At 72.7% G+C, this 11,984-nt stretch carries 12 protein-coding genes; 5 read left to right on the top strand and 7 right to left on the bottom strand.

Features of this window, described 5'->3' with window-relative positions; genetic code table 11:
• Positions 1 to 13: 13 nt before the first annotated feature.
• The 3 genes from AB0I89_RS12250 to AB0I89_RS12260 form a co-directional block, all read right to left on the bottom strand.
• Positions 14 to 1,048 carry a 2-oxoacid:ferredoxin oxidoreductase subunit beta gene (locus AB0I89_RS12250; RefSeq protein WP_357124349.1) on the bottom strand — a complete coding sequence of 345 codons (1,035 nt, stop codon included), beginning with the start codon at positions 1,046 to 1,048 and terminating at the stop codon, positions 14 to 16.
• The gene (locus AB0I89_RS12255) at positions 1,041 to 2,888 is read right to left on the bottom strand and encodes a 2-oxoacid:acceptor oxidoreductase subunit alpha (RefSeq protein ID WP_357124352.1); all 1,848 of its coding nucleotides are present in this window, start codon (positions 2,886 to 2,888) and stop codon (positions 1,041 to 1,043) included. Before AB0I89_RS12255 ends, AB0I89_RS12250 begins: the two co-directional genes overlap by 8 nt.
• A gap of 224 nt (positions 2,889 to 3,112) precedes the next feature.
• On the bottom strand, positions 3,113 to 4,552 hold the full coding sequence (locus AB0I89_RS12260) for a hypothetical protein (protein WP_357124355.1): 1,440 nt from the start codon (positions 4,550 to 4,552) through the stop codon (positions 3,113 to 3,115).
• 128 nt (positions 4,553 to 4,680) lie between these two features.
• Here AB0I89_RS12260 and ndhC point away from each other — a divergent pair, with 128 nt between their 5' ends.
• The gene (gene ndhC, locus AB0I89_RS12265; RefSeq protein WP_357124358.1) at positions 4,681 to 5,058 is read left to right on the top strand and encodes an NADH-quinone oxidoreductase subunit A; all 378 of its coding nucleotides are present in this window, start codon (positions 4,681 to 4,683) and stop codon (positions 5,056 to 5,058) included.
• A 27-nt stretch (positions 5,059 to 5,085) separates the two neighbouring features.
• Here ndhC and folP read toward each other — a convergent pair whose 3' ends face one another.
• Positions 5,086 to 5,955: a dihydropteroate synthase gene (gene folP, locus AB0I89_RS12270; RefSeq protein ID WP_357124361.1), complete on the bottom strand. Its 870-nt coding sequence runs from the start codon at positions 5,953 to 5,955 to the stop codon at positions 5,086 to 5,088.
• 153 nt (positions 5,956 to 6,108) lie between these two features.
• Between folP and AB0I89_RS12275 the strand changes: the two genes are divergently transcribed.
• From AB0I89_RS12275 to AB0I89_RS12290, 4 genes are read left to right on the top strand one after another with little or no spacing between them, the layout of a single operon-like run.
• Positions 6,109 to 6,801, top strand: coding sequence for a DivIVA domain-containing protein (locus AB0I89_RS12275; protein ID WP_357124364.1), 693 nt, complete (start codon positions 6,109 to 6,111; stop codon positions 6,799 to 6,801).
• On the top strand, positions 6,798 to 7,295 hold the full coding sequence (locus AB0I89_RS12280; RefSeq protein WP_357124368.1) for an SRPBCC family protein: 498 nt from the start codon (positions 6,798 to 6,800) through the stop codon (positions 7,293 to 7,295). The genes AB0I89_RS12275 and AB0I89_RS12280 overlap by 4 nt, the downstream gene beginning before the upstream one ends.
• Before the next feature lie 57 nt (positions 7,296 to 7,352).
• Positions 7,353 to 7,934: a DNA-3-methyladenine glycosylase I gene (locus AB0I89_RS12285; RefSeq protein WP_357124371.1), complete on the top strand. Its 582-nt coding sequence runs from the start codon at positions 7,353 to 7,355 to the stop codon at positions 7,932 to 7,934.
• A 13-nt stretch (positions 7,935 to 7,947) separates the two neighbouring features.
• Positions 7,948 to 8,571: a hypothetical protein gene (locus AB0I89_RS12290; protein WP_357124374.1), complete on the top strand. Its 624-nt coding sequence runs from the start codon at positions 7,948 to 7,950 to the stop codon at positions 8,569 to 8,571.
• On the opposite strand, the gene AB0I89_RS12295 is transcribed toward AB0I89_RS12290, so the two are convergent.
• Genes AB0I89_RS12295 through AB0I89_RS12305 form a run of 3 tightly spaced genes read right to left on the bottom strand, consistent with a single transcriptional unit; the run spans position 8,568 to position 11,983 of the window.
• On the bottom strand, positions 8,568 to 9,815 hold the full coding sequence (locus AB0I89_RS12295; protein ID WP_357124377.1) for a DUF1501 domain-containing protein: 1,248 nt from the start codon (positions 9,813 to 9,815) through the stop codon (positions 8,568 to 8,570). The genes AB0I89_RS12290 and AB0I89_RS12295 overlap by 4 nt on opposite strands.
• 18 nt (positions 9,816 to 9,833) lie before the next feature.
• Positions 9,834 to 11,132: a DUF1800 domain-containing protein gene (locus AB0I89_RS12300; protein ID WP_357124380.1), complete on the bottom strand. Its 1,299-nt coding sequence runs from the start codon at positions 11,130 to 11,132 to the stop codon at positions 9,834 to 9,836.
• Positions 11,133 to 11,191: 59 nt separating this feature from the next.
• Positions 11,192 to 11,983 (bottom strand): enoyl-CoA hydratase-related protein, encoded by a 792-nt coding sequence (locus AB0I89_RS12305; RefSeq protein ID WP_357124383.1) that lies wholly within the window; start codon positions 11,981 to 11,983, stop codon positions 11,192 to 11,194.
• Between the last annotated feature and the right edge of the window lies 1 nt (position 11,984).

The following is an 11,984-nucleotide window of genomic DNA, read 5'->3' on the forward strand; positions in this document are numbered from 1 at the left end:
CAGGTCCGACGGGTCAGAGGATCGTCCAGGTGTCGCCACCGCTCAGCAGGCCCGCGAGCTGCTGCTCAGGCGTCTCGGTGACCTTCGCCCTCGCCGTCGCCAACTGCTCCTGCACCACGCTGTCGTAGGACGGCCGGTCCACCGAGCGGAACACGCCGATCGGCGTGTTGCGCAGGTCCAGACCGGGCAGCCGGGACAGCGCGAACGCGTACGCCGGGTCGGCCACCGTCGCGTCGTGTACGACGATCTCCTCGGGGCGTACGGAGTTGGTCTCCCGGACCTCCAGCCCGAACGCGCCCGGCGGGTGCACCACGCAGAACCGACCGTCCGCCCCGAAGGTGATCGGCTGGCCGTGCTCCAGGCGGATCAGGTAGTCGTCCCGGGTGGACGGGTCCTTGAGCTGCTCGAACGCCCCGTCGTTGAAGATGTTGCAGTTCTGGTAGATCTCCACGAACGCCGAGCCCTGGTGCTCGGCGGCGGCCCGCAGCACCGACTGGAGGTGCTTGCGGTCGGAGTCGATCGTGCGGCCGACGAAGCTGGCCTCCGCACCCAGAGCGAGCGAGAGCGGGTTGAACGGCGCGTCCGCCGACCCGGCCGGCGTCGATTTGGTGATCTTGCCGACCTCGGACGTGGGCGAGTACTGCCCCTTGGTCAACCCGTAGATCCGGTTGTTGAACAGCAGGATCTTGAGGTTGACGTTGCGCCGCAGCGCGTGGATCAGGTGGTTGCCGCCGATCGACAGCGCGTCGCCGTCGCCGGTGACCACCCAGACCGACAGGTCCGGACGGGACACCGACAGGCCGGTCGCGATCGCCGGCGCGCGGCCGTGGATCGAGTGCATCCCGTACGTGTTCATGTAGTACGGGAAGCGCGACGAACAGCCGATCCCGGAGACGAACACGGTCCGCTCGCGGGGGATGTTCAGCTCCGGCATGAACTGCTGGATGGCCGCCAGGATGGCGTAGTCACCGCAGCCGGGGCACCAACGCACCTCCTGGTCGGACTTGAAGTCCTTGGCGGTGAGCTTGAGGGCGACGGGCTCAGACATTCTTCAGGACCTCTTCCAGCGTCGTCTCCAGCTCGGCGGCCGTGAACGGCAGGCCGCGGACCTGGTTGTAGCTGATCGCGTCGACCAGGTAGCGGGCCCGGATGACGTGGGCGAGCTGGCCCAGGTTCATCTCCGGGATGACCACCTTGTCGTAGGAGCGAAGCACCTCGCCGAGGTTCGCCGGCATCGGGGCCAGGTGCCGCAGGTGCGCCTGGGCGATGGACAGGCCGCGCTGGCGGACGCCGCGGCAGGCCGCCCCGATCGGCCCGTACGTCGAACCCCAGCCGAGCACCAGCACGCGGGCGTCGCCGTCCGGGTCCTCCACCTCGATGTCCGGCACCGGGATCGTCTCGATGCGGGCGGCCCGGGTGCGGACCATGAAGTCGTGGTTCGCCGGGTCGTACGAGATGTCGCCGGTCTTGTCGGCCTTCTCCAGCCCACCGATCCGGTGCTCCAGGCCCGGCGTGCCGGGGATGGCCCACGGGCGGGCCAGGGTCTCCGGATCGCGTAGGTACGGCAGGAAGGTGGTGCCGTCGTCACCGTTGGGCGCGGTGGCGAAGTCGACCCGCAGGTCGGGCAGCGACTCGACGTCGGGCAGCAGCCACGGCTCGGAGCCGTTCGCCACGTAGTTGTCCGACAGCAGGATCACCGGCGTGCGGTACGTCAGCGCGATCCGGGCCGCCTCCAACGCCGCGAAGAAACAGTCCGACGGCGACTTCGGCGCGATCACCGCGACGGGCGCCTCGCCGTGCCGGCCGTACAGCGCCATGTTCAGGTCGGCCTGCTCGGTCTTGGTCGGCATGCCGGTCGACGGGCCGGCCCGCTGCACGTCCACGATCACCAACGGCAGCTCCAGCGCCACCGCGAGGGAGATCGTCTCGCTCTTGAGCGCCACACCCGGGCCGCTCGTGGTGGTCACACCGAGCGACCCGCCGTAGGAGGCGCCCAGCGCCGCGCCGACCGCAGCGATCTCGTCCTCGGCCTGCATGGTCAGCACGCCGAAGCGCTTGTGCTTGCTCAGTTCGTGCAGGATGTCCGACGCCGGCGTGATCGGGTACGCGCCGAGGAAGACCGGCAGGCCCGAGCGGACCCCGGCGGCGACCAGCCCCAGCGACAGCGCCGCGTTGCCGGTGATGTTGCGGTAGGTGCCCGGATGCATCTTCGCCGGCTTGACCTCGTAGCGGACCGCGAAGTCCTCGGTGGTCTCGCCGAAGTTCCAGCCGGCCTTGAAGGCGGCGACGTTCGCGGCGACCAGCTCGGGGCGGGACGCGAACTTGCGCTCCAGGAAGCGCAGGGTCGACTCGTACGGCCGGGAGTACATCCACGAGAGCAGGCCGAGGGCGAACATGTTCTTGGACCGTTCGGCGTCCTTCTTGGACACCTGGTGTTCGGCCAGCGCGCCGACCGTCATCGACGTCAGCGCCACCGGGTGGACGACGTAGCCGGCCAGCGAGTCGTCGTCGAGTGGGCTGCTCTGGTAACCGACCTTGGCCAGGTTGCGCTTGGTGAACTCGTCGGTGTTGACGATGATGTCCGCGCCGCGCGGCAGATCGGCCAGGTTGGCCTTGAGCGCCGCCGGGTTCATCGCCACCAGCACGTTGGGCGCGTCGCCCGGCGTGAGGATGTCGTAGTCGGCGAAGTGCACCTGGAAGCTCGACACGCCCGGCAGGGTGCCGGCGGGAGCCCGGATCTCGGCGGGGAAGTTCGGCAGCGTGGAGATGTCGTTGCCGAGCTGCGCCGTCTCCGAGGTGAACCGGTCGCCGGTCAACTGCATGCCGTCGCCGGAGTCGCCGGCGAACCGGATGACCACCCGGTCGAGTTGACGGATCTGCTTGGTCACTGTGCCACCTTCGTTCGCGACTGCGGGCTCGCAAGCGCTGTCGTTCCCCACCCAGAGCCTACGTCGAAGGGACCCCCGGGCCTGCCCGGAGGTCCGCCGACTGAGACCGGATCAACGCCGAAATTGCCGTGGAATGTGGGGTTTCGCCCCGCCCGCCGTAATTCAGATCACCGTCCGCCGGCCCGGGACGACCCCGGCCGGTGGCGGCCAGGGTCGTCGATCGATCAGTCGGTGGGCGGGGCCGGGGACTCGCTCGCCTGTCCGCCGAGCCGGCGCCGCAACGAGGTGGTGGCCAGCGTGAGAGCCAGCACCACCAGCAGCGCGGAGACCGCGACCAGGATGACCGCGGTGCGCTGGACCGAGGACATGCTGTCGTCGGTGGTGGCGCCTGCCGGCAGTACGCCCTGGGAGCCGGTCGGCGCGGGCGGCGAGACGACCGGCGTGGCCAGCGCCGCCGCCGCGGTGATCCGGAAACTCATCTGCAACCGCCGGGTCGCGCCGTTGCGCGGGTCGAGTTGACCGACCACGGCCCCGGACAACGGCGCCTCCCGCTGGGCCTGCGGAGTCGCCTCCACCGGTAGCCGCAGCTCACGGGTCTCGCCGGCGGACAGCAGACCCGAGTCGCACCGGGTACGGGACGCGTCGAGAGCCACGCAACCCGGCGGTGGGGCGGGCGCGCTCACCCCGGACGGCAGGACCACCTCCACCAGCCCGGTGGCGTCCACCGTGCCGGTGTTGCCCAGCCGCACCGCGAGGGTGCTCTGCGCGCCACTGATGTCGAACGCGACCTCGTCGGCGGCCAGCGAGATCCCGGGCACCGGCGGACCGGGCGGGAACAGCACCGCGAAGCCCTGGTCGTCGGCCACCTCGCCGGGTGTCCCCGGCACGTCCGCGACGACCCGTACCGAGCCGCTGAGTGGCATCCGCTCCCAGGCGTCGCCGGCGACCCGCAGCCGGATCAGGCTGCTGAACCGGGTGCCCGCCTCGGTCGTCCACGCCCCGCAGCGGTACGCGCCGCCACCCTCGTCGACGCACCCGTTCGTGCCGGCGTCACTCAGCCCGGCCGGCAGGGTGTACGACAGCCGGACCCGCTGCGTGGCCGTGCCGGTGTTGGCCACGGTGACGCGCAGCGTGGTGGTCGTACTGGGCGCGTTCCAGTACGACTCCGAGAGGGAGACGTCCTCGGTGGTCACCTGTACGCCGAGAGGGCTCGGCGGCGGTGCCTGCGTGCCGCCCGGCGCCGGCGGGTTGACCGGTGGGACCGGGGGTGCGGGCGGCCCGGCCGTCGGCGGATGGGTGGCGCCGCCCGGGGCGGGAGCGCTGGTGACCGGTGGCCCAGGAGCGGTGGTCGGCGGGGGCGCCGGCGGTGTGGTCTCCGGTGGTGCTGCGGTGGTCGGCGGGGCCGGGTCGGTCGGCGCGGGATCGCCGCCCGGATCTTCGGTCGGAATGGGTTCCTGCGGCCCAGTGGTCTCCGGGTCCGGGTCGGGATCGGGTGCCGACTCCGTCACGGCGGTGACCGGATGGGCGCGCGGCGCCGCCGCGCTGGCGAGGGCCGGTGCGACGGCCAGCGCCGCGAGCAGCCCGAGCGCGAGCGACGTTGCCAGCAGGGGGGTGGGATGCCGCCCTGCGGCCCAGCGATCGGGCGAAACCTTCACGCGGGCCATCTGTCCTCCGGTTGCGGGGGTGGGAATCCAATACTCTTAATAGTTGCCCCGGTGCACTAGTCCCACCTGGAAACAAATCCGTAACGTGTTGGGGACGGTCCCTCCGGGGCGGGCGGTAGGCTCCGGGCGTGACCGGTTACCTGGGCTCGTACGCGACGCTCGGGCTCTTGCTGCTCGTCAGCGTCCTGTTCTTTGTGACGGCGTTCTCGGCCAACCGGGTGTTACGTCCCGCCCGCCCGGCCGACCCGTTCGGCAAGCGGGCCAGCTACGAGTGTGGGCTCGACCCGGTCGGCGGGGACTGGGCGCAGATGCAGATCCGCTACTACGTCTACGCGTACCTCTACGTGCTGTTCGCGGTCGAGGCGGTGTTCCTGTTCCCGTGGGCGGTGGTCTTCGACCGACCCGGCTTCGGCGTGGTCACGGTGGTGGAGATGGCGCTCTTCGTGGCGGTGCTCGCCCTCGGCCTCCTCTACGCCTGGCGCAGAAACATCCTCCGCTGGACCTAACCCCCCACCCCATCCCGGGTGGGGGGGTTAGGCCAGGGCTCTTCTGGTGGCCGTGGGTGGGCGGTCGCCGCGGATCGAGGCCACCATGTCCAGCACTCGGCGCGTCGGCCCGACCTGGTGGGCCCGGAACACGCGGGCGCCCAGCCAGGCGGAGACCGCCGTCGCGGCGAGCGTGCCCTCCAGGCGCTCGCCCACCGGAAGGTCGAGCGTCTCGCCGATGAAGTCCTTGTTGGAGAGCGCCACGAGCACCGGCCAGCCGGTGACGGTCAGCTCGCCCAGCCGACGGGTGATCTCCAACGAGTGGCGGGTGTTCTTGCCGAAGTCGTGCGCCGGGTCGATGAGGATCCCGTCGGGGCGTACCCCCTCCGCCACCGCGCGCTCGGCGAGCCCGGTCACCGTCGCGACCACGTCGGTGACCACGTCGTCGAAGGCGGCGCGGTGCGGCCTGGTCCGGGGGGTCAGGCCGCCGGCGTGCGAGCAGACCAGCCCGGCGCCCGTGCTCGCCGCGACCCGGGCGAGCGCCGGGTCGACGCCCGACCAGGTGTCGTTGAGCAGGTCCGCGCCGGCCGCCACGGCCTCCGTCGCCACCTCGGCGCGCCAGGTGTCGATGGAGATCACCACCTCCGGGAACGCGGACCGTACGGCGGCGATGGTGTCCACCGTGCGTCGGATCTCCTCGGTCACGTCCACCTCGGTACCCGGACCGGCCTTGACCCCGCCGATGTCGATGATCTCGGCGCCCTCGTCGACCGCCCGTTCGACCGCCCGGAGCGCGCTGTCCGCGGCGAAGGTGGCGCCCCGGTCGAAGAACGAGTCCGGTGTGCGGTTGACGATGGCCATCACCACCAGCTCACCCGGCGCGAACGTCCGCGAACCAAGCCGAAGTGCCCCGGCCATGCCGCCTCCCGCCTCCTGCGCGCCGTCGCCGCTGCTCCGGCCGCCACCGACGCTAGCCGGTGCGTGCGGGCACGCGTGGGGCGGGCGTGGGCGTCGATGGGTGATCGGGGTGGTGGGGTCGCTACCGGCGGGCTGTCGTGCCACGATCAGTGCATGGGTCAGCTTCTGCTCCTCCTGGTCGTGGCGTTGACCGTCGCGGCGGTGGTTTTCGGCGTGACGGTGCTGGTCGGCGGGCGCGATCCCGGTCTCGCTCCGACGGAACCGGATTCGCAGGCCGTACCGCTGCCGGGCACCCGGCCGCTGCGCGAATCCGACGTCGGCGCGGTCCGTTTCGACACCGGTCTGCGTGGCTACCGGATGGCACAGGTCGACCAGGCGATGCGCCGCGCCGCCTACGACATCGGCTACAAGTCCGAACTGATCGGCGTGTTGGAGGCGGAGGTCATCGCGTTGCGCGAGGGCCGGACCGACGACGCGGACGTGCTGCGCCGGGCGCGGGAGCAGTCCGCCGGTGCGGCGCCCGACGCCACGGCAGCGGAGCCCGCGGCCACCTCCTCAGCGGCCGACGCGGACGGCGTGGCACCGGCGACCGATTCGGCGGTGGATGCCGACGGTGTCGCCCCGGCCACGTCTTCGGCTGTGGACGCCGACGGTGTCGCCCCGGCCACCTCTTCGGCTGCGGACGCCGACGGTGTCGCCCCGGCCACCTCTTCGGCTGCGGATGCCGACGGTGTCGCCCCGGCGACCGACGAGGCGAGCATCCGCACGCCCGCCGACGACGCCGCGCCCGGGGCCGCCCGGGGCGCCGGACAGCAGGGCGCGGTGGTCCGGTCGGAGTCGGCGTGACCGGCCCGGAGGGCGCCGATGCTCTCCGGGAGGCGGCCCAACCGGGCGCCGGTGAGGTGACCGCCACGGTCATCGTCAACGCGCCGGCATCCCGCGTCTTCGCCGCGCTGCTCGCCTGGGAACGGCAGTCCGACTGGATCCCGTTCACCCGGGTCCGGGTCGTCGAGGGCGACGGGCGCGAGGGCAGCCGGATCGAGGCGGTGACCGCGCTCGGCCGGGCGACACTGCGCGACGAGATGCTGGTGGTCCGGGTGGACGAGCCGTACGAGATCGGCGTGGTGCACCACGGCCAGGTGCTGCGCGGCCCGGGTGTCCTGCGCTGCACCGAACTCGGGCAGGCCCGTACTCAGGTCGTCTGGCACGAGTGGTTCCACCTGCCCGGCGGCGCGGCCGGTCGGCTCGCGTGGCCGGTGCTCTGGCCCGGTTCCAAGCTGGGCCTCACCCAGGCGCTCAAGAGGTTCGCGCGGCTGGTCGAGCAGGGCCGCCTGCCCTGACGGCGTCATCGACCGGTTGAGCACGGGCTGTCGGTGCGATGGCCTAGCGTGTGCGACGTGAGTGACCTGGTGATCGGCGCCGACGGGCTGGCCCGCTGCGCCTGGGGGGCGAGCACCCCGGACTATGCCGTCTACCACGACACCGAGTGGGGTCGGCCGCTGCACGGCGACGACGCGCTCTACGAGCGGATGACCCTGGAGGCGTTCCAGTCCGGCCTGTCGTGGCTGACCATCCTGCGCAAGCGGCCCAATTTCCGGCTGGCCTTCGACGAGTTCCACATTCCCACCGTCGCCGGCTACGACGACACGGACGTGACCCGGCTGCTCGCCGACGCCGGCATCGTCCGCAACCGGGCCAAGATCGAGGCGGCGATCGCCAACGCCCGCGCCGCCCTCGACCTGCCCGACGGGCTGTCCGCGCTGCTCTGGTCGTTCGCGCCGGAGCGCCGGCCGGCCCGTCCCGCCTCGTTCGCCGAGCTGGCGCCGATCACCGCCGAGTCGACGGCGATGGCCAAGGCACTCAAGAAGCGCGGCTTCCGGTTCGTCGGCCCCACCACCGCGTACGCCCTCATGCAGGCCACCGGGATGGTCGACGATCACATCGTCGGCTGTCACGTCACCCTCGACACCCGCCCGTGATGGGATGACAGGCATGACGACCGAGACCGCGTACCGGGCCGACGGGGCCGGCCACGCCGACGGGCCGGGCACCTGGGCCGTGCTGCTGCCCGCCGAGCGTTACGAGGCCGAGCGGCTCGTGCACCACGACTCGCTGAAGCTGACCGGCCTGACCGACGCGGGGCGGCCGGGCCCCGGCGACCGGGTGGCGGTGCTGGCCGACGCGCCGCCGCGCCTGGTGGCCCTGGGTCGGGTCGCCGCGCCGACGCAGCGGCACCGTGAGGACCCGGACGACCCGCAGTCCCCGGTCGAGCCGGAGACGCTCGTCGTGACGTACACCCGGCGGGCCTTCGACGAGCCGGTGCCGGCCGACCTGCTCACCCTCGACGGGCCGGTCACCGCACTGGATCCGGCGACCTTCCGGGCGCTGGCCGACCAGCTCGGCCCGCCCCCGGCGCGGCGTACCTGGCTGGTCAGCCTGGACCTGCCGATCGAGGCCGGCACGCCCGCCGAGGCGGTACGCCTGTTCTGGTCGTACGTGCAGGAGTTGGGGCCGCGTGAGCTGCCCGCCTTCGTCGCACCGTCCGGCGACGAGCTGGCCATGCAGGCGTTCGTGCTCGGCGCGGAGGCCAACCAGGACCCGGAAGAGGACGATTAGGCCTGGAACAACTTGTCGAGGCGTCCACGCCAGTCGGCGAGCACCGGGCCCGGGTCGGTGTCCAGCACCCGTTCCAGCAGCGTGGCGTAGACGTCCCGGAAGTCGGTGGTGTACTTCAGGTCCCCGTCGTCGAGGTCGGTGAGGCTGGGCGCGTCCCCGTGCCAGCCGCCGCGCACTCCCGCGCCGAGCAGCAGCATGTCGGACGCGGTGCCGTGGTCGGTGCCGTCCGAGGCGTTGGCCCGGACCCGGCGGCCGAACTCGGAGTAGACGGCCACCACCACCTTGCGGCCCGCCTCGGTGCGGCTCATCCGGTCGGCGAACCTGGTCAACGCCCGGTCGAGCTGACCCAGCAGCACGGCCTGCAACTGCTTCTCGTCGGCGTGCGTGTCGAAGCCGCCGAGCGAGACCGAGAATGCCCGGGTGGACACCCCGGCCTCCACACACTGCGCGACCAGGTCGAGTTGCGCGTCCAGGGGCGTACCGGCCCCTCCGGTGGCGGTGGCCGGCGCCTGGTCGCCGTCCGGGTCCGTCGTGTCCGGGTCGGCGGAGTCGCGGACCTCGCGGATCATCTCGTCCACCGAGCGCATGTCGGCGAAGCAGGCGGCGGCCCGGGCGCGGGCCGGCGACTCGCCCGCCTCGGCGGCGGCGAACGCCTTCAGCGTGTCCGCCGACAGCCCCTTGGCGGCCTTGCGGTCGGTCACCGGGACGGCTGCGCCCGCGCTGCGCTCCCCGGCGAGCAGCGGCGGCAGCGCCGGCTCGAAGGAGACCGCCAGTCGGGGGTCGCCGCCCGCCCGGTCGAGCCAGCGGCCGAGCCAGCCGGTGGTGCCGGGCCGGTCCGGTTGCGCGGTGTGCCAGATGTCCATCGACCGGAAGTGGCTGCGGTCCGGCTTCGGGTAGCCGATTCCGCGCACGATCGCGAGTCCACCGGTGGACCAGCGTTTGTGCAGGCCCTCCAGCGCCGGGTTGAGGGCGAAGTCGTCGTCGAGGCGACGCACCTCGTTGTCGGGGTACGCCAGCTCGGGGCGGGCTGCCCGGTAGGCCGGGTCGCCGTACGGGATGACGGTGTTCAGGCCGTCGTTGCCGCCGTAGAGGGTCACCAGCACCAGTGTCTGTGACTGCGGGTCGCGGTCTCCGGCGGTGTCCAGCAGGTCCCGCAGGCTGTACGCGCCCGCGCCGGCGGCCAACGCGCCCGCGCCGACCACCCCGCTGGTGAGCAGGAACCTGCGTCGGGTCAGGGTGTCCATCTTCTCGACTCCTTCCGCTCAGCTGACGGTGTACTCGGGGCTGACCAGGCCGGCAGCCAGTAGTTTTCGAGGTTCGCCGGCCAGCGGGGTCAGGGCGGCCCGGGTACGGGCGCTCCATCCGTCGACGACGAGTAGCCGGGCCAGGGCGTCCGCCCGTCCGGCGGTGGGCGCGGCGGTCAGCCGGTCCAGCAGCGCGGGACGGGCCGCGGCGGCGAGCATGCCGGCCAGTCGGAGTCGGCCCTGTAGCGACGAGGTGGTCAGCCAGGCGGGGCCGGCCGGCCAGCCACCCACGCTGGGCGGTCGCAGCGGCACCTGGTCCAGGGCGCTCAACCCGCTCAGCAGTTGCTTGCGCTGCTGCTCGGGCAGTTCCTTGGGGCGGATGCCGAGCTGTCGCAGCGCGCCGACCGTCCACTCCACGGGCTGCTTCACCAGCGTGCCGCGGGTCTGGGCGAAGGCCGGTGACGAGAACAGCGCCCGCAGGGTGGCGACGGTGTCCGCGCCCGCCAGGCCGTCCGGCGTCGGGACGTCGGTGCCGGCGTAGCGGAACCAGAGCCGCCGGGCCACGAACGTCGCCGCCGCCGGCTGGGCGGCCAGCAGCCCGGCGTACGCCTCGGCGTCGAAGCGGCCGTTCTGTCCGAGGATCGTCTTCTCCCCGGGGTCGTGTCGTTTGGCCTCGAAGCGGGCCACCCCGGTACGGCGGTCGACCGTCCAGCCGGTCAACGCCCGCGCGCCGGCCTTCACGTCGGCCTCGGTGTAGCCGCCGATGCCGAGGGTGAAAAGCTCCATCAGTTCGCGCGCCAGGTTCTCGTTCGGCGCCTTACGGGTGTTCTTCTGCCCGTCCAGCCAGATGATCAGCGCCGGGTCGCGCACCATCGCGGCGACCAGGGGGGCCAACGGCCCGCGCCCGTGCCGGCGCAGCGTCTCCAACTGGCCCTGCATCATCCGCGCCGACTTGACCTTCTGGGCGCTGGTCGCCCAGTGCCCGTGCCAGAAGAAGAGCAGTTTCTCGGTGAGCCCGTCCTCGGCGGCGACCATCCGGTCCAGCCACCACAGGGTCACCTGCGCAAGTTGCTCCTTGCGCTGGGCGTTGGCCTTCTGCCGCTGCTCGCGGGTGGACTCCTTGGTCAGCGCCGCGTACGGGTCGGCGGGCAGGGCCGGCGGTGGCGTGGCCGCCGCGCCCCGGTCGGCTCGCCCCGGGGCGAGCAGGTTGTCCAGGGTCGCCGCCGGCCCGGCCCGCTCGGCCGCGTCCACCTCGTCGGCGGTCGGCCCGAAGGTGGCCCGACGCAGCAGGTGCGCCACCGCTTCACGATCGCTCATGGAAGCCGACGCTAGGCGGCCCGCGTACGAGGACGGTAAGGGCGGGGTGCGAATCGCGTTCAGTGTCCCTCGAAGACCGGTTTCTGCTTGGCGACGAACGCGAGGGTGGCCGCCTTGTGGTCGGCCGTGGCGCCGCAGATCGCCTGGGCCTGGGCCTCGGCCGAGAGCGCGTCGGCGAGGGTGCCGGCGTCGGCGATCGAGAGCTGCCGCTTGATCGCCCCGTACGCGACGGTGGGGCCGGCGGCGAGCCGGGCGGCCAGCTCCTGCGCGGCCGGCAGCACCTGCTCATCGTCGTCCATCAGCCGGGTGAGCAGCCCGAGCCGGCAGGCCTCCTCGGCGCGGACCGGTTCGGCCAGCATCAGCAGCTCCACCGCCTTGGCGTGGCCGACCAGCCGGGGCAGCGTCCAGGACGCGCCGGTGTCGGCCGCCAGACCGACCTTGGCGAAGGCCATCAGGAAGCTGGTGCTCGGCCCGCCGATGCGGATGTCGGCCAGGAAGGCCAGCGACGCGCCCGCCCCGGCGGCCATCCCGCGTACGGCGGCCACCACCGGCTTGGGCAGGTTGGCCAGCCGGGCGGCGATCGGGTTGTAGTGCACCCGGACGGTGCCCAGCGGGTCGGCCGAGCCGTTCTCGAGCGTCGAGGTGTGCTCGCGCAGGTCCTGCCCGGCGCTGAACGAACCGCCCGCCCCGGCCAGCACGACCGCCCGGCAGGACCGGTCGGTCTCCAGCTCCGCCAGGGTGTCCCGCAGCGCCTCCTTCAGCGCGACGTCGAACGCGTTCATCGCCTGCGGCCGGTTCAGCGTGAGGGTGACGACGGCGTCGGTCCGGTCGACGAGCAACGGCTCGGTCACG

The organism is Micromonospora sp. NPDC049801 (assembly GCF_040656575.1).
Lineage (GTDB): Bacteria > Actinomycetota > Actinomycetes > Mycobacteriales > Micromonosporaceae > Micromonospora.

Bases quoted from the DNA above. Each gene is read 5' to 3' on its own strand.
- AB0I89_RS12250 (WP_357124349.1), bottom strand. From the start codon at position 1,048: ATGTCTGAGCCCGTCGCCCTCAAGCTCACCGCCAAGGACTTCAAGTCC.
- AB0I89_RS12260 (WP_357124355.1), bottom strand. From the start codon at position 4,552: ATGGCCCGCGTGAAGGTTTCGCCCGATCGCTGGGCCGCAGGGCGGCAT.
- folP (WP_357124361.1), bottom strand. From the start codon at position 5,955: ATGGCCGGGGCACTTCGGCTTGGTTCGCGGACGTTCGCGCCGGGTGAG.
- AB0I89_RS12275 (WP_357124364.1), top strand. From the start codon at position 6,109: ATGGGTCAGCTTCTGCTCCTCCTGGTCGTGGCGTTGACCGTCGCGGCG.
- AB0I89_RS12290 (WP_357124374.1), top strand. From the start codon at position 7,948: ATGACGACCGAGACCGCGTACCGGGCCGACGGGGCCGGCCACGCCGAC.
- AB0I89_RS12295 (WP_357124377.1), bottom strand. From the start codon at position 9,815: ATGGACACCCTGACCCGACGCAGGTTCCTGCTCACCAGCGGGGTGGTC.
- AB0I89_RS12300 (WP_357124380.1), bottom strand. From the start codon at position 11,132: ATGAGCGATCGTGAAGCGGTGGCGCACCTGCTGCGTCGGGCCACCTTC.